At 36.9% G+C, this 16,695-nt stretch carries 20 protein-coding genes; 9 read left to right on the forward strand and 11 right to left on the reverse strand.

The window, feature by feature from the left end:
• Positions 1–24: 24 nt before the first annotated feature.
• On the forward strand, positions 25–810 hold the full coding sequence (locus tag BKM32_RS10805) for a tRNA pseudouridine(38-40) synthase TruA (protein ID WP_076663799.1): 786 nt from the start codon (positions 25–27) through the stop codon (positions 808–810).
• 50 nt (positions 811–860) lie between these two features.
• On the opposite strand, the gene BKM32_RS10810 is transcribed toward BKM32_RS10805, so the two are convergent.
• Positions 861–1,298, reverse strand: coding sequence for a hypothetical protein (locus tag BKM32_RS10810; RefSeq protein ID WP_076663800.1), 438 nt, complete (start codon positions 1,296–1,298; stop codon positions 861–863).
• Between the two features lie 129 nt (positions 1,299–1,427).
• On the reverse strand, positions 1,428–1,652 hold the full coding sequence (locus tag BKM32_RS10815; RefSeq protein WP_076663801.1) for a hypothetical protein: 225 nt from the start codon (positions 1,650–1,652) through the stop codon (positions 1,428–1,430).
• 375 nt (positions 1,653–2,027) lie between these two features.
• On the opposite strand from BKM32_RS10815, the gene BKM32_RS10820 reads away from it, so the two are divergent.
• A complete protein-coding gene (locus tag BKM32_RS10820) occupies positions 2,028–2,210 on the forward strand; it encodes a hypothetical protein (RefSeq protein ID WP_053977858.1) in 183 nt (60 codons plus the stop codon).
• A 90-nt stretch (positions 2,211–2,300) separates the two neighbouring features.
• Positions 2,301–2,978 (forward strand): DUF2461 domain-containing protein, encoded by a 678-nt coding sequence (locus tag BKM32_RS10825; protein ID WP_076663802.1) that lies wholly within the window; start codon positions 2,301–2,303, stop codon positions 2,976–2,978.
• Here the strand turns inward: BKM32_RS10825 and BKM32_RS10830 are convergent.
• Complete coding sequence (locus tag BKM32_RS10830; protein WP_076663803.1) at positions 2,975–3,421, reverse strand: hypothetical protein; 447 nt, start codon at positions 3,419–3,421, stop codon at positions 2,975–2,977. The two genes, BKM32_RS10825 and BKM32_RS10830, sit on opposite strands and share 4 nt — an antisense overlap.
• Before the next feature lie 3 nt (positions 3,422–3,424).
• A complete protein-coding gene (locus tag BKM32_RS10835) occupies positions 3,425–3,826 on the reverse strand; it encodes a glyoxalase (RefSeq protein WP_076663804.1) in 402 nt (133 codons plus the stop codon).
• Positions 3,827–4,014: 188 nt separating this feature from the next.
• Between BKM32_RS10835 and BKM32_RS10840 the strand changes: the two genes are divergently transcribed.
• The 4 genes from BKM32_RS10840 to BKM32_RS10855 all read left to right on the forward strand — a co-directional run bounded on the left by BKM32_RS10840 (position 4,015) and on the right by BKM32_RS10855 (position 6,548).
• A complete protein-coding gene (locus tag BKM32_RS10840; RefSeq protein ID WP_076663805.1) occupies positions 4,015–4,905 on the forward strand; it encodes a DUF72 domain-containing protein in 891 nt (296 codons plus the stop codon).
• A 5-nt stretch (positions 4,906–4,910) separates the two neighbouring features.
• Entirely contained in the window at positions 4,911–5,300 is a 390-nt protein-coding gene (locus BKM32_RS10845) for an acyl-CoA thioesterase (protein WP_053977853.1), read from the forward strand.
• A gap of 62 nt (positions 5,301–5,362) precedes the next feature.
• Complete coding sequence (locus BKM32_RS10850) at positions 5,363–5,866, forward strand: lipocalin family protein (protein ID WP_076663806.1); 504 nt, start codon at positions 5,363–5,365, stop codon at positions 5,864–5,866.
• 13 nt (positions 5,867–5,879) lie between these two features.
• Positions 5,880–6,548 carry an OmpA family protein gene (locus BKM32_RS10855; RefSeq protein ID WP_076663807.1) on the forward strand — a complete coding sequence of 223 codons (669 nt, stop codon included), beginning with the start codon at positions 5,880–5,882 and terminating at the stop codon, positions 6,546–6,548.
• A gap of 31 nt (positions 6,549–6,579) precedes the next feature.
• On the opposite strand, the gene BKM32_RS10860 is transcribed toward BKM32_RS10855, so the two are convergent.
• The 3 genes from BKM32_RS10860 to BKM32_RS10870 form a co-directional block, all read right to left on the reverse strand.
• A complete protein-coding gene (locus BKM32_RS10860) occupies positions 6,580–7,830 on the reverse strand; it encodes a mechanosensitive ion channel family protein (RefSeq protein WP_076663808.1) in 1,251 nt (416 codons plus the stop codon).
• A gap of 1 nt (position 7,831) precedes the next feature.
• The gene (locus BKM32_RS10865; protein ID WP_076663809.1) at positions 7,832–8,122 is read right to left on the reverse strand and encodes a DUF3817 domain-containing protein; all 291 of its coding nucleotides are present in this window, start codon (positions 8,120–8,122) and stop codon (positions 7,832–7,834) included.
• A 170-nt stretch (positions 8,123–8,292) separates the two neighbouring features.
• Complete coding sequence (locus BKM32_RS10870) at positions 8,293–9,117, reverse strand: OmpA family protein (RefSeq protein WP_076663810.1); 825 nt, start codon at positions 9,115–9,117, stop codon at positions 8,293–8,295.
• A gap of 175 nt (positions 9,118–9,292) precedes the next feature.
• On the opposite strand from BKM32_RS10870, the gene BKM32_RS10875 reads away from it, so the two are divergent.
• Entirely contained in the window at positions 9,293–9,721 is a 429-nt protein-coding gene (locus BKM32_RS10875; RefSeq protein ID WP_076663811.1) for a hypothetical protein, read from the forward strand.
• 305 nt (positions 9,722–10,026) lie between these two features.
• Here BKM32_RS10875 and BKM32_RS10880 read toward each other — a convergent pair whose 3' ends face one another.
• The 3 genes from BKM32_RS10880 to BKM32_RS10890 form a co-directional block, all read right to left on the reverse strand.
• On the reverse strand, positions 10,027–10,590 hold the full coding sequence (locus BKM32_RS10880; protein WP_171971867.1) for a sterol desaturase family protein: 564 nt from the start codon (positions 10,588–10,590) through the stop codon (positions 10,027–10,029).
• A gap of 165 nt (positions 10,591–10,755) precedes the next feature.
• Positions 10,756–11,979, reverse strand: a complete 1,224-nt coding sequence (locus BKM32_RS10885) for a radical SAM protein (RefSeq protein WP_171971868.1) — start codon at positions 11,977–11,979, stop codon at positions 10,756–10,758.
• A gap of 13 nt (positions 11,980–11,992) precedes the next feature.
• Complete coding sequence (locus BKM32_RS10890) at positions 11,993–13,552, reverse strand: hypothetical protein (RefSeq protein ID WP_076663814.1); 1,560 nt, start codon at positions 13,550–13,552, stop codon at positions 11,993–11,995.
• A gap of 321 nt (positions 13,553–13,873) precedes the next feature.
• Between BKM32_RS10890 and BKM32_RS10895 the strand changes: the two genes are divergently transcribed.
• Positions 13,874–14,773 carry an EamA family transporter gene (locus BKM32_RS10895; RefSeq protein ID WP_076663815.1) on the forward strand — a complete coding sequence of 300 codons (900 nt, stop codon included), beginning with the start codon at positions 13,874–13,876 and terminating at the stop codon, positions 14,771–14,773.
• 46 nt (positions 14,774–14,819) lie between these two features.
• Here the strand turns inward: BKM32_RS10895 and BKM32_RS10900 are convergent, their stop codons facing one another.
• Positions 14,820–16,628, reverse strand: a complete 1,809-nt coding sequence (locus BKM32_RS10900; protein ID WP_076663816.1) for a prolipoprotein diacylglyceryl transferase — start codon at positions 16,626–16,628, stop codon at positions 14,820–14,822.
• Positions 16,629–16,695: the final 67 nt, after the last annotated feature.

Here is a 16,695-nt window from a genome sequence, read left to right on the forward strand (position 1 = left end):
CTAAAAATTAGCGTACTTGCCGCCATGTTTCAAGAAAGATTTTACTACGTTTTTAAGATACAGTATTTAGGATACCGTTTTCACGGTTGGCAAAAACAGCCCAAACTAAAAACCCTTCATTTAATGATAGATAGGACCTTCAAATTTGTATTGGAGGGCAAACAATTTAAAACTCTGGCGGCAGGAAGAACCGATGCTATGGTATCTGCCAATGAGGCGGCTTTTGAACTGTTTCTGTATCATGAAATTGAAAATGAAACCGAGTTTTTGGAATGGTTTAATTACAATTTGCCTCAGGACATTAGGGCTCTTTCTATGCAAAAGGTGGATGAAAATTTCAATGTCATCCAACACTCCAAAGTCAAGGAATACCTTTACCTTTTCACCCACGGACAAAAATGCCATCCATTTTGTGCGCCAATATTAACCACAATTTTAGATCCCTTAAATACTGAGTTAATGAAAGAAGGAGCAAAATTGTTTCAGGGCTCACATAACTTTAAAACCTACTGTTACAAAGCGTCAGACACCGGTGTGTTTGACAGAACCATCATACACAGTGAAATTTTAGAAAACACCATATTTACGGCCAATTTTTTTCCCGAAGAAACCTTTGCGTTTAAAGTGAAGGGGCAAGGCTTTGGAAGAAATCAAATTCGGATGATGATGGGTGCTTTAATCAAACTTGGAAAAGGAGAAATTTCACTGGAATTCATTAAGGAATCTTTATTACCGGGAAGTGAACACGTTGTGGAATATATTGCACCTCCATCTGGATTGATCTTAAATTCTATAGAATTCCACGAATAAAAAAAGGTATCAGAAACTGATACCTCTATGTGAAAAGTTGTAATGATAGCTTAAGAAATCCAATGGTTCGCAATTGACTTTTTTGAGAACCATAAAAATAAAAGTGAAAAAATAATAATCATCCCTGTTATAATAGCTGCAAAGGGACCGTAAATGTCAACAGATTTTACTAAAAACAGATTGTGGATCATTTGAACCACTACACCTATTAAAGAAATGAGAAAGAGGGGATAAGCCGCTTTTTTTCTTAAAACCAGAGCAATGCTAGCTAAGATGCCTCCAAAAACGGCAGTGGCAAATGCCGCAATGGCCCAAGCCGGTGTATTAGAGATAATTTCAAGTTGTTCATTGGTGTACTGAGATTTAAAACTCTCAGTTTGGTAGGTCTGCCCAAGATATTGCAAAACCCCCATAGCATTCCATACCAAGGCAACAACACTTACAATCCAAAACCAAATAGGCGGTTTTGTTTTAAAAGTCGTGTTCATAAAATTTCTACAGATTAATTGGTTAATATTCGCGAATGTAAGTACAATTTTAGGAAAACTGCTACAGTACAATTTAGGAAATTATTGGTAACCTATAAATTTTATGAAGAAAAAAATGAAAAGAAGTGATTAGTGATCGGCAATATGTACTATGGGCTCTTTGTTCACCCATTTCCCATTTCTGGACTCCCCCAAGATGATAATATCCTTAACACGTTCATATTCCTTAATGGTTCTTAACATTTTGGCTTTTGTATCTCTGTATAGCTTGATACCGTCTTTTGCCCCTCTATTTCTTATTTCTAAGTAAAACCCATCTTTGAGTTTTGCAGGCTTTGTTGCTGGTCTGCCCATGTCTTTGTGTTAATTAATTTAATTGCAGTTTAAAAAAAAAATAAACAATACACAAGTAAAATGTAATTTATTGTTTATTAAGCAGTTGCTTTTTATTATTAAAAGTAAAACATAAGCTCAAGTAATCCCTTGTAAAACCAAGCATACTGTTAATTTTCATCCCTAGCATGTACAATTATTCTTATAAATTATGTTAATTCAATAGAAGGTTTGTTAAAGATGTTAAAGGAGTATTCTGTCAAATATAGAAACCGTAATTTTTATGAAAGATGGAAGGGTTTCAACCAAAATAATTAGTAGCTAAGACTTTTATTGTACCTTTAGTAAAACTAGGTTGATACCTAAACACATTTTCTAACCTTTAAAATAAGTATTATGAAAAAAGTATTTTTAGCCATTGTATTGTTGTTTTCCTTGTCTGCTACCGTAACAAGTTGCAGAGAGAAGAAATCAACCAGTGAAAAAATTGAGGATGCCATAGATGATGCAGGCGATGCTATTGAAGACGCTGCTGACGATGTGAAAGATGAAGTAGAGGATGTACTTGATAAAGATTAATACAGCACTATAACATATCTAAATATCTAAAAAGTCCCTCTGAAAAAGGGACTTTTTTGTACTTTTAAATCTCAATAAAATCTAAAAACCATGGTAACATCCTTTTCACCCGAAGTATTTAATTTTCTAAGTCAGTTAAAAGAGAATAATGATAGGGATTGGTTCAATACTCATAAAAAGGAATTTAAAACGGTTGAAAAGGAAGTGAAATCAGCCTATAACCACATGCTTGAATTGCTAAAGAGCCATGACGAATTAGATAATTTGAAACTTTTTAGAATTTACCGTGATGTTAGGTTTTCTAAAGATAAATCGCCTTATAAAACCCATTTTGGAGGTTCATTCCAAAGACAGAAACCACAGCTGCGTGGCGGCTATTATTTGCATATATCCCCAAACAACGAATCTTTTATTGCTACAGGATTTTGGGAGCCCAACAAAGAGGATCTCTTCCGTATGCGAAAGGAATTTGAAATGGATGCCAGTATCATGCGCAGTATTATAGACGCTCCAAATTTCAAGTCCGTTTGGGGCGAATTAAAAGGTGATGAACTAAAAAGTGCGCCACGAGACTTTAACAAAGAAGATCCTGCTATAGATCTTATCAAGAAAAAGCAATACATCTTTGTGAAAAATTACACCGATAAAGAAGTGCTCTCCGATGGCTTTTTGGAAGATGTCAACCAGGCATTTAAAGCAGTTCGCCCATATTTTGACTATATGAGCGAAGTACTTACTACCAACCTAAATGGTGAATCTATAATCTAGCTAATACTCTTTATGGTATAGGTCGTGTTGTTGAACGTCACAGAGTCACCTGCCACTTTGTTTTTCAAAAGCGCACCTATTGGAGAGTTCAGCGAGATTACTAAATAAGGTGAATTGTTTACGTCTATTTTGCCAATACTAGTAGCCATATAAAAGGTGGCTGTATTGGTAGTTACAAGACTTCCCAACACTACACTGTCATGTTTTAAATTGGGGTTAATCAATTTAAGGGTTTCCAAAGCTTTGGAAGCATCGGCCATATGCTGGCTGTTTTTCTCCAAATCATCAAACAGTTTACCGCTTCCCGAGTCATCTTCGTCATCACCGCCTTTATCATTGGATTCTATGGCTTCCTTAATTAGTTCTATTTCATTTTTGTAACTAACAATGCGCTTATTGACATGTTCCAAACATGCCGATAACAGTTCGTGTTTTAAATTCATAAATCAAGCCACTTTGGGCTCTAATAACTGTATATAATCAATTAATCGGTTCTTAACTAGCCCCATCATGCGTTTGTTTAATGCTGAAGAATTTTGAATGTAGATCTCGTATTCTTCAACCGTAAACTGACCAATGACCATCCCTTTAAGGGAGTTCCGAAACTTCATATCCTTATGAATGGCATTCTCGATGTAGTCTAGTTGCTTGGACAAAGATAATTCATAAAAAACATTTTTATGTTTATCTACATAATTTTTAAACACTGCAACAAACAGTTCCCCTTGAAGCTTAATAATAGGTCTTAAGGTTTGATTTTGGAAGTGCTCATCGCGAGTCATGTTCTCATAAATTAAAGCGGAAGAGATTACAGGACGAATCTGTAACAAGTCTAAAGATCGTGACATGGCTATTGTTTTTCTTAAAGTTATAAATTAAAAAAGCCGTTTTGGTTGCCCAAACCATTTGTTGTTAACTAGTTTATCAACAGTATTAACTGTTTGAATATACATATTGCCCTTTTATATCCCATTTGCATAGGACAAATTTTCATAATACCGTATCTTTGAAAGACACTTTTTGAAAACCTCATTTTATGAAATTTGGAAGCGTTCCTAATCCCGAAGGCATAGATTTTACTATTCCACAAGACCATATAGACACCCTTCGTGTCTTGAATTCGGTGAAAGATGATAACGTACCTGAAATTTACGTGGGATGTGCCAAATGGAACAAAGCAGATCTTAAAGGATTTTACCCAAGGGGCACCAAAGATGAATTAAGCTATTACTCCCGTCAGTTCAATGCCATTGAGCTCAACGCTACCTTTTACAGGATTTTCCCTGCGGAACAGTTTTCGGCCTGGTACGACAAAACCCCGGAAGGTTTTAAATTCTTCCCAAAATTGAATCAGGAAATCAGCCATTGGAAACGCCTTAATGAAGTACAGTCTGTGGTGGAAGATTATCTTTACAATGCTTCCAACCTAAAGGAAAAACTAGGCACCATTTTCCTGCAAATGCATAATAATTTTGCGCCCAAGGATTTTGATCGTGTGGTGTCATTTGTAGAGCGTTGGCCCAAGGAGATACCATTGGCCATAGAGTTTAGACACACCAATTGGTACAACGACGCCGTGGTTGCCGACCAGCTTTATGATCTTTTGGAGAAGAATAATATCACCAATGTCCTAGTGGATAGTGCAGGAAGAAGGGATATCATGCACATGCGTTTAACAACGCCCAAAGCCTTTGTAAGATATGTGGGGGCCAATCATGCAACAGACTACAATCGTTTGGAAGACTGGGTAGAAAGATTGAAACATTGGCAAGATCAAGGCATTAAGGAAATCAACTTCTTTGTACATCAAAACATCGAGAAAGAATCGCCTTTGCTGTCGGCACATTTTATAGAAAAACTTAATGGCGCTTTGGGCTGCCAACTAAAAATTCCAAACAAAGACAATACACAACAAACCTTATTATAAAACCTATGAGATTTCATACTAGAAAATGGGTAAAACCCGAAGACCTAAATCCTAACGGAACCCTATTTGGAGGGCAATTATTGGCTTGGATAGATGAAGAAGTGGCACTGTATACGGTAATTCAGTTGGAGAATTCCAGGGTGGTGACCAAATACATTTCAGAAATCAACTTTACCAGCTCTGCCAAAAAAGGGGATATCATCGAAATTGGTATTGAAGTTACCAAGTTTGGAAAAAGCTCCTTAACCCTAAAATGTGAAGCCAGGAACAAAATGACCAGAGAAACCATCCTTACGGTTGATAATATTGTCATGGTGAATTTAGGTCCCGATGGCAAGCCCCAAGCACATGGTAAAACGGAAATTGAATTTGTAAAGGATAGATTGCAAAACTAATTAATTCACGGTCAACAGCTTATCATTTTTTTTGTATCTTTAAGCAACTTAAACCATTAATTATGAAAGCTTTAACCGTCGCACTCCTAGGGTGCTTATTTTTGTTAAGTTGTGGCTCATCATCTTCTACGGCCGATAAAACCAACGAGCGAACCCTCAAGGGAACGTGGACTGTTGAAGATATTGATTTCATTGGTGAAGAAGGGCTTTACAAAGCCTATATGTTTGATAACACCGATTCTGCTTGTTTGCGAGGTAGTGAGTGGGTTTTTATTCCCAACAACAACACGGGGCGCTTTACTACCAATGCCAGTAATTCTACCTGCCAAGTAACTAGCAGCCGTATGATTTGGTCCTTTTATGAAACCGAGGGAGCTCGTTACTTTCAGTTCAAATATGCGGATGAGAAAAACCATCCCATGGACAAATCCAAGACGGGATACCGTTCTAAAATTGAAAGTTTAAGTGCTTCCAGTATGGTATTGCGTGTACCATCTACCTACGAAGGAAAATCTTTTGACGTGCTTCTAAAGTTTTCTAAAGTTTCGGACGACATTAACTTATAAAAACCAATAAATCATGAAAATGCAATTAAAATACACCCTTGTTATAATGCTTTCGGCCCTAATGATTAGTTGTAGTGCCATACAAAATTCAAATAAAACCCAAAGAGGAGCGGCAGCAGGCGCTGCAGGAGGAGCTTTGGTTGGGGGCTTGATAGGAGGAGACCTTAAGGGAGCCTTAATTGGAGCTGCTATAGGTGGCGCTTCTGGAGCCATTATTGGTAATGTTATGGATAAGCAGGCCAAGAAAATTGAACAAGCAGTACCAGGAGCTGAAGTAGAACGTATAGGAGAGGGGATTCACTTATCTTTTGATGATAGAAGTGGGGTAAACTTTACCATTAACAAATCCGACTTAACACCTGAAGCCAAAACCAATTTGGATGCACTTTCAGAAGTATTTATAGAATTTCCAGACACTAACCTATTGGTTGAAGGACATACAGACTCTTCTGGAGATGAAGCCTACAATATGTCATTATCCAAAAAGAGAGCGCAATCTGTAGTAGATTATTTAGTGGCCAAAGGAGTTTCCAGAGGACGCTTTTCTGTTGAAGGCTATGGAGAAACAAAACCGCGTTTTGACAATTCAACCGAAGAAGGAAGAATTAAAAATAGACGCGTTGAAATAGGAATCGTTGCCAATCAGGAAATGATTGATGAAGCCAAGGCAAAAGCCAATTAGTACACCAAATTATTATTAAGAAACCTAAACTTTAGTTCTTGCTAAGGTTTAGGTTTCCATTTATTACCTCGAACACTTCCAACCCAAAGTAGGGAACCGCTGCAAGCATATGATCAAAAATATCTGAAATGATATATTCATAATTCTCCCAACGCTTGTCACTACTAAACGCATAAATTTCTAAAGGAATACCATGTGCTGTAGCCTCCAATTGGCGCGTCATGATCATCATGTCCTTGTTAATGGCAGAATGGTTTTCAATATAAGTCTGTATATACTTTCTAAACACACCCAAATTGGTCAGGTTTCTACCGTTTATTAGCAATGACTTATCAATATTATGGTTGCTATTGTAGTTGTCGATATCTTTTTGACGTGTCGTAAGATAATTGGTAATCAACTGTATCTTTTTAAGGTCTTCCACACTTTGAGAGTCTAAATATTTTACCGAAGACACTTTAATGATTAAGGACCTTTTAATTCGTCGTCCACCGGAATTGCTCATCCCTCGCCAATTCTTAAAAGATTCCGAAATAAGGGCAGAGGTTGGGATATTGGTAATGGTATTGTCAAAATTTTGTACCTGAACCGTATTCAAATTGATTTCGATTACCGTACCATCAGCTCCAAACTTTTCAATGGTCACCCAATCTCCAATTCTGATGGTGTCGTTTACTGCAACTTGAATACTGGCCACAAACCCCAAAATGGTATCCTTGAAAATCAACAGTAAAACCGCCGAAGCAGCCCCTAATCCTGTTAAAAATCGAACAATGGAAATATTAGTAAGAATTGCAAAACAAAGAATCAAACCAATCCCCCATACAAAAAGCATTAGAACCTGTATGTAACTGTCTATAGGTTTGTCCTTAAGGCGAGGCAAGGTTTTAAAATAGGCCTCTAAAGTCTTTAAAACACTTCTTAAAATCCAAATGAAGAGTAGGACTCCATACACTTTAATCAAAGCTTCTACAGGAGCCTCAAAGTTTGGAAAGTCCACAAAAACTACAGGGAAAAGATTTAAGGTGATTAAAAAAGGTACCAAATGCGCCAAATTTCGAGGGGCCTTATGGGAAATTAAAAGGTCGTCGAAATTGGTTTTGGATTTATGGGCAAATCTTTCAAAAGTGCTCACCAATATTTTTTTGGTCACCACATCCGCAACAAGAATAATGATAGCCAAAATAACTAGCAATACTCCCATATTCAAATAGGTAGCTGTCGTTTCCGAAAAGTCTAAAGAAATAAAATAATCGTAAAAATAATGCGAAAATGATTCCACGTTATGCCTCTTGTTTTAATAGTTTTCTGTCTACAACAAAGGTAGCAAAAGGCAGAATTGAGGCAATTAAAACTTTAATAAGAATTTTATTGTTCCACTGTAACCTACTTCCCAAAATAATGGCAAAAATAATATAGGCAATAAACAATAGGCCATGTGGCATGCCCAATAGTTTTACATATTGAGGGTCTTCCCCAAAATATTTAATGGGAACCGCAATAAACAGCAATAAAATATAAGAAATTCCTTCCAAGAAGGCTGTAATACGAAAGATGTTTTTAAGTGAAAGCATATGGTATTTTTATGGAGTCACAAAAATACCATACGCTTTAGGATTGGTCTAATTTTTTACCACTTTTTTAACTAACACAGGAGTGCGTTCTAGGCAAAAAAAAGACTACTTTGAGGGAAGTAGTCTTTTTTAACAGGATTAATTAAATAACAGGTTATCAGGAGAGCGATTTACTCTTCAGCTGATATTAATGCAAAGAACTTATCCAAGTTTGGAAGGATTAAAATCCTAGTTCTTCTGTTGATAGCTCTATGCTCTGCAGTATCATTATCGGTTAGAGGCTGGTAAAAACTACGTCCTGCAGCTATAAGTTTTTCTGGAGCTACATCAAAATCGTTTTGCAATTTTTTCACTACAGAAGCAGCACGCAATACACTTAATTCCCAGTTGTCTGACACTTTTACATTGCTGATAGATTGTGAATCTGTATGCCCTTCAACCATTACTTCAACACTTGGTTCTGAGTTGATAACATCTGCCAATTTTTTCAAAATATGGTCCGCATCATTACTGATATTAAAGCTTCCAGATCTAAACAATAGCTCATCTGCAATGGAAATCATTACAACAGTTCCTTCAATATTCATGCTCACATCTTCAGTTTCATCAATATTGGTAACATTGCTTCTTACATTGTATGAAATAGCAGCGTTCATGGAATCCTTCAAGGTTTTGGCATTGGCCAAATAAGCAGGAGGGACGTTCTTTAACATCTCGCGCATTTGTGCCTTTTGATCTTCAGAAATCACAACCCCGTCAACAGATACCATTTTGGCATCAGATTCTTCAGAAAGGGAGTTAATTCGGGCATTGTATTGATCTACACGGGCTTGGATGGCGGCAAATTGCGCTTCCAATTCTTCGTTTTCAACCTTGGTTTTGGTGAGTTCACTTTTCAACTCTCCATTGTCTTTTTCAAGTGCCAAATATTTCTTTTTGGACACACAGGAGGTCAAAGCAATTGCTGTAAGTATTACAATAGAAAATTTTCTCATAATAGTTATTTAATTAATGTTTCGATGTCTTATGTATATCTACGGATAAACTGCGCTTATAGATTATAAATGATTACATAATTTAAGGAAAATCTATCAGTAAGTATAATTTTCAAACTGTTTACTGTTAAATATGAGGACTTTACACTATATTTAATAAATAAAACAATTTTATATGGCAGCTAATAAAACCTATGTATTGGCCATTTTGGCCTTAGGAGGAATCCTTTCTACAAACGCTCAAAATACCTTAACGCCTAAAGAAAAAGAGCGAATGGCCAACAAAGTGGAAGTCTTCACGCCAAATGAACGGGACAATATCCAAATGTGGTTTTACGAGCAGACCAACAAGTTGGGATTGTCTGAAAGTACCAGAAACACATATGCTAGTATTTTATCCGATCATATTTATGAACTGGGCCGTTTAACAGATAAGGATAAAAATTACGATCAGGCAGAAATTTTATCTAAAATTGAAGAAGACAAAACAAAGGTGAATGCCAAAATAAAACCTTTACTTAGCGAAAGCCAATACCAACAGCATCTGGAACATTACAACAGGGTATTGGATGTGTATATCAGACGTATCAAGGAAAACAAATAATAGAAGTTGAAAAAAGGAATACCAAAATCGGATAATTTCTATTTTACATAATGTAAATTATAGTTCAATTATGTAGTAATTTCTGTATAGCCGTATTTCACGGCTATTTAGCATAATATCGGATATGATGTCTTAGACTCATATCGTCAGATATTATGTTAAAAGAAATTTTAGCAATTTTTATTCATTGCTTAAATACTACAAAATTTCCACTTCGCCATATTTTTAAAATTCCGTACCAATGTCAATAAATTTTCAAATACGCGATTCTCAGCGATTGGGATTTTAACTCCATTGTAGAAATTTTAAGCAGCTTGATAAGTTCCCATCAATCTATCCCAAAAAGTAAAATACAAGCCATAATTCTTTTTAGACTTAAGGTGATGGTAATCGTGAGCATCTGGAGTGTTGAGAAGTTTAAACTGTTTTAGTTTAGGAATGCTAAATCCCAAATGAATTAAAACATTATAAAGCGTTAAAAATGTAATAAAAACTACCAATGCCCATTGATGATGAGGAATAACGAACAATATTATTGGTATGAATCCCAAAGAGATTATAGCTTCCCATGGATGAAATGCAAATGCCGCCCAAGGTGTTGGACTTGTAAAACTATGGTGCACTTTATGGATATGTTTAAAAAATTTTGAATGATGAATTAATCTATGGGTCCAATAGAAATACGTGTCATGAATAAAAACCATTAAAAGTATGCTTGCAAAAAAATACGGCAGACCATATTCATGAAGATTATTATAAGACTTGGTATATCCGTTTTCAACCCAAAACACAAATAACCAAAGACTACTTCCATAGATTAAAAACGTTAGTAATGAATACAATACTTCTCGTTTAATTTGCTCCTTCAAAGGAAAATGTTTTTGGATTTTAAACTTAGAAAACCTCGAATTTTTTAAGACATAAAACAGATAAAAAAAGACACCTGCAACCAGTACATAGCGAAGTATGAACAAAAGTGTTCCTATTAACCAAATCTCGGTATGTGAAAACCCATAAAACATGATAGTTTAACTTTAAGTGGAAGGATATGTGGGACACCCTTCAGCTTTTAAAACTTCTAAATGGTTTTCATAATTTACATCCAACACCTTACCTGTTTTCTTGTGGCAAAACGGACAGGCATTCATATCACCATCGCTATCAATGTACATTCCCTTAAGCCCGGCGCTAAAGCAACCTTGTCTGCGTTGGTAATACCCATGATAGCTCAGTATGGGCATATCTTTGTAATTTGGACCAAAATTCATTTTCAAAAAGAAATCTTCCAAAATAGCAATATGCGCCTCATCAAGGCTTACCTCTTTTTGCGCATAGTGCCCAACAGCTTTAGGCTCCAATAATTGCACAAATGACACCCCTAATATCTTTGCTAACTCCATATATGACATTAAATTAGCTTCTGAAATGAATGTTTTTGTCGCACATAAGGATAATGCTGTGACCAACCCTGCATTTTGTGAATTGGTCAAAGCTTGTTCTACCCAATAATAGGCATCCTTAAAATGCCTAAATCTATTGTGTTTTTCTTCTTCATGATGATCCAAACTCACAATGACGCCTTTTAATCCAGCCTTTTTCAAACGTTTGGCATTTTCTAGAGTTAATTTAAACCCTGAAGTCACCACCCAAAAATTGGTACTTTTTGTATCGGCACGATGCAGCAACTTTATCAAGGTCTCCATTTGTAATAGTGGCTCCCCTCCTGACAATTGAATTTGACTTACCCCCTGGCCCTGTAACTTCTTAATAATGTCAATTAGTTCGGTGTCAGACAAGGTATCCTTCTTGTTCAAATGTTCCCACTCATAGCAATGTTCACATTGCAAGGCACATTTTTTGGTAACAGACAAAAAAACCGTATTAAATCTGTTTACCAAACCTTTTTCTATAGGTTTGAAATCGTGCAATTGGGAGGCTATAAAGCGCTTATAAATATCATTATTCCAACCGGGCGTATATAAGCCCATAAAATATTCACCATTAAAACATGCCATCTTTCGGAGCCTGTAATTGCCCAAAAATCGCTTTCTTAACACTACTAAATAACGAAGGGAGCGCAGCCAATCCAAAGGATTTCTATAGCACACCATTGCTACTTTTAGAAGCGTTAATTTTAGCCTAAAATGTACCCATCGCATTCGCAATCCTGAAATCATATAACTTTTAGGAATTATAGCTTGCTTAGTTTCTGCAACCTGTGCTTTCGGTTTTGTATAATCTTGGACTTCAGTAATCATTTCCAAATTCATTTTATTTAGCCACCACATCAAATGACTTTTCATATGTCATTAATGCCTCATATTCATATTTGGAAAAATCTGTAAAAGCTTCTGCTTCCCTAAACAATTTTAGCTTTTGAAAATCAGGTTCCTTATCATAGTGTCTTATATAATTGTAATATCCTCTATTCTTCAAAAAGTAGGTCCGGTTTAAGTTGCTTTCGTTTAATTCTATGGGAAAAGTTACCGTAACCTCGTCTCCTACATTAGGTTGTATTAAATAATTCCTATCTGCGGTCAATAATGTTTCGGTAACATCCCTGCCCTGTTGATCGATAGCTTTATATGGAGTTATGTGTTCTATGGCTAAATCTACATTTTCTGAATAATCAATCCCTATATAATCGACCTCCCAAAACATAAACCCTGTTTCCAGCCTAACAGCAAGTTGCTCTCCTTCTACCTTACCCATATCTACAGCAACCGCCAAATCTCGATATGCCATAGGTCCTACAGTACGAAGTCGTTCAACCAACTCCCAACCATTTGTGGTCTTCACATATATCGATAATGGGATGTGCTGGGCTTCTATCCAATCCAAACTCTTTCTTTTTGAACTAGTTTGCTGTTGCTTTTGAAACTCTGGATAGTAGGTTCCAAATTGTTCATTAAACTTTCCAAAAACATAGTCCAACCACAAAGAGTTCTTAACACTTAAATAGAGTTTTGCCTGGCTGGTTGCGAACTTTGGTTTCTCAAAAAGAAAGTCTACTCCTCGCACACTGGTATCTGAGTCCAATTCATTATTAAATTGAAATGGGCGACTGTCCTTTTCTAAAACCCAATCTAAATGGGTCTTCACCCCATGAACTATCGACTGTTTTGGCGCTTGTAGTTTAGAGAATGTGTGGGGATTTCCATTTTGATCCATGAGTACTGAAATATCTGGAGAATGGCTAATCTCTACCAATTCTAAAAAATCTGTATGCTGGACTTCTTTCAATTCATTGGTCACCTTAATGTCATAAGTGTTATTGGTTACTTTCAAATCTGGTAATTTTAAATAGTCCTCACATTGCATATTAGGCGTTATAATTCCTGGATACAACTCTCCTCCAAATTGATACTCATTACCGTTCTTGACATAAAGAAATGGACAGGAACTCTTCGTGAGGGCCACAATAATTGCTATCAGGGCAATTGCCCCAATAGTTACTCCAATGGCACTGGCAACAGTTTTCCCCGTATTTTTATCATTAACTGAGATCGAAGTAATGTCTGATAAAGGAAAGCTTACCCTAGTCCCAAATTCTGGGTCTAAGGTAGAATTCACATAAAAATGAAGCTCATTCAAAGGCTTTTGTTCAGTGGTGTAACGATGCACCTTATCATCTTCCCGAGGTTTTAATGGAATATGTGCCTCGTCCAAAGGCGCACATAAGCCTGATATGGTCTTTTCAGTTTCGTTCAGTACAAAATCATTTAGATGCCAAATATGCCCCTTGGTATGGATGACAACGTAATTGTATGTTTCATTAAAATTTGCAATTTCATTAGAAATAGTGTCGGGTGTGGTAGCTATATCCCTCACGTTGTAATAAGAACAACCTATAATAAGGTTTAAAAAGGCGATTGTCGATATAAGGGACAAACACACCCTTATTTTACCATTCTTAGAAAATACTTGAAGGGGCCTTAACCTAAAGTTACTTAAAGAAATCATGATGTGAAAATATTGCAAAGGAAGTCTTGTTTGCCCGAGATTTGAGAATCAAAAATCACCTAGATAGTAACAATCTAGTAAAGGAAGAATTGTACTAAAGATACAACTTTTTTCAATTATAGTCCACCCCCTCCTTCTAGAGTTGCTTAACCTGTAAAAGCTTCTCAAAAAAGAAGTATCTTCGCGGCCATGTGGATGTATTTAGGATTATTGGCGGCGCTCTTTTTGGGCTTACACAACTTATGTAAAAAACACGCTGTTCAAGGGAACGAAGTGTACCCAGTACTTTTCGGGACGGTGTTCAGTGGATTTGTATTTATTGCAGCCTTTTATGTGTTAGCGCTCATAGACCCTGAAGCTGCTTTAAACAAAGGCTTTAACTTTCAAAACATCCCATGGCAAACCCATGGTTTTATTTTTATCAAATCAGCCATCATGGCCAGTTCCTGGGTCTTGGCCTATCAAGCTCTAAAGCATCTGCCCATCACAATCGTAACCCCCATACGTTCGGCGGGACCATTTTTCACCTTTATTGGGGCGATTGTCATCTATAAGGAAAGCCCGAACATGTTCCAATGGATGGGCTTCTTCCTCATCATTTTCTCGGTAATGCTCTATTCCAGAATTGGCAAAAAAGAGGGCATTAATTTTAAGCGCAACAAATGGATCTTTGCCATCATAGCTGCCACTTTTTTAGGAGCTAGCAGTGGACTTTACGATAAATTCCTCATTCAAAGTTTGGAGCTCAATCCGCAAACCCTGCAATTTTGGTTTTGCCTCTATACCCTACTCATTTTAAGCATCATTTTAGGCTTCACCTGGTTTCCTTATGCAGCCAAACGTCAAGCCTTTAAATTTAGATGGTCTATTGTTGGGGTTGGGGTCCTCCTGCAGGCCGCCGATTATTTTTATTTTAAAGCCCTGCAAGATCCAGAAGCCCTTATCATGTTGTTATCTGCTATCAAGCGCAGCCAGATAATCATTGCTGTAGTAATCGGTGGACTTATATTTAAGGAGAAAAACAAGCGTAAAAAATTGGTGCCTTTAATGGGCATCATGACGGGCGTCTTCCTGATTTTGTATTCATAAACAGTATCAAAAGCTCCTTTTGAATCATTTGGGTCGTGAAGACAGGTCAATCCTTTTCTTTTGCTTGACGTATACTTTCCCCAAACCGATAGTTTACTGAAAATAGAAACTTACCCCCCACTTCATCGTTCAAAAGCCCTGGTCCTGAATAGTGCTCCTTAAAAATATACATAAGGCGCACTCCCATATTTTTGGTGATCAAAGTTTCTAATGATAAATAGCTGGTTTCCAAATTCCAAATATACCCATATCGTAAACTATAATCTGGACTTAAACCAAAACTACTTCCTATACTGGAGCGATGGTATATCGTAGGATATGGAGAAGGAAACAGAAAGCCGTAATTATAATCAATATCCACATATTTTCTTGGACCAAATCGAGCATGCACTTCGGGCAAAAACACATATTCCTTTTGGGCATCTTCAATATTTGTGGCGTCATAAAATTGATGTTTATTAACTCTTAAACTTCCCAATTGAAAGCCAACCCCTCCTCCTAGCCACTTGCCATCATAGGTCATAAAGGGGTTTACACCAAACACAAAATCCTTTTCGGTATTATTGTTTGTCAAATTGGTGCTTTTCACCATCCCCCCATGAACATTGGCGCCTAGCCTAAGCGATTTATTGTTTTTTTCCTTTATATAGGAATAGCCAAGTCCTCCAACCTGATAGGTTTGTCTGTAATCCTCAGAGTCGTAGGTGGTACCACACTCCCCTTGTTGCGGGTTATACCGAACGGTATTGGCAAAATCTCCAAACGAACCTCCCACATCAACACGATGGTAGGTTTTAATAGTGGCTTTATGGATTGGGATGGTTTGGGCAAAAACAAATAAGGGCATCAGTAACACCACGCTTATGGCCATTCGGTAGGGTTTTAACCTGTTTTCTGTGAAGAGGTAATAAAGCGAAAATACAATGGCAGGGAAAAACTTGACCCAAATTACCAAAAGTTCATATGTTGAAAACAGGTTCCTAAAACTATATAGACATAAGGAGATAAAGACGATATACATAAAATCGGCATGCAGAAATAGCGAATTTTCCCGACCCCTTAGCCAATCGCTACCTTTGTAACGTTCGTAAACCAACAAGACAATTCCGGCAATCATACCATAAGCCAACATACTCCATTGATAGGACCGTAAGCCCGCATAATACAAGGTGTTGAATTGTGAGCCAGCAGGATCCCTGAAAAATTCAATCCCAAAGCGCATCATAAAAAACAGGGACAGTCCAAACAACAAGGCACTTAGGGGCTTTTGCCATTTTTTATGGGTTTTCCAAACAAGATAGCCTATCAAAACTAACAAGACACTCTCATAAAGTTGCACAGGATGCACCGATAAAGACGCCAAGGCTTCTGGAGCAATCTGTCCCGCACTCCAATGGTTAAAATGGGCATGGGTTCCCTTGGCATATTGAACCGACCACATCCCATTGGACGGAATACCATAGCAACAACCATTAAAGAAACACCCCAGCTTAATAATTCCTAAAGCTATAGGGCAAATCCAGGCATATAAATTCAATATAAACCTTCCAAATCCGAAAATTCGTTGAGACACTAACAGTCCCAAAAAACCGAAAAACAGCCCTCCTATGGCCGACCGATTATTAAAATTTGGGGAATGGGAATTGATAGCCGTGATCCAATCTTCTATGGAAATGGTAAACAATCTTGAACCTAAAACCGTAAACAAAGAAATCGTGGTCATCATTAAAAGAACCGATCTTAAATGATATCCATGTTTGATACTTTTATAAAGTACCACACAAAAAATGAGCAAGAATGCTAAAAAATAACAGCACTGAAAAAGCACCCTGGGACTACCTACAAAATTTTCCATGATAAACACAATTAATTAAATAGGTATTGTACGGGAAGTGGGTTGGCTATTATATCAACATGGAAGA

The sequence above is a fragment of the Mangrovimonas sp. DI 80 genome, from assembly GCF_001975575.1.
Lineage (GTDB): Bacteria > Bacteroidota > Bacteroidia > Flavobacteriales > Flavobacteriaceae > Mangrovimonas_A > Mangrovimonas_A xylaniphaga.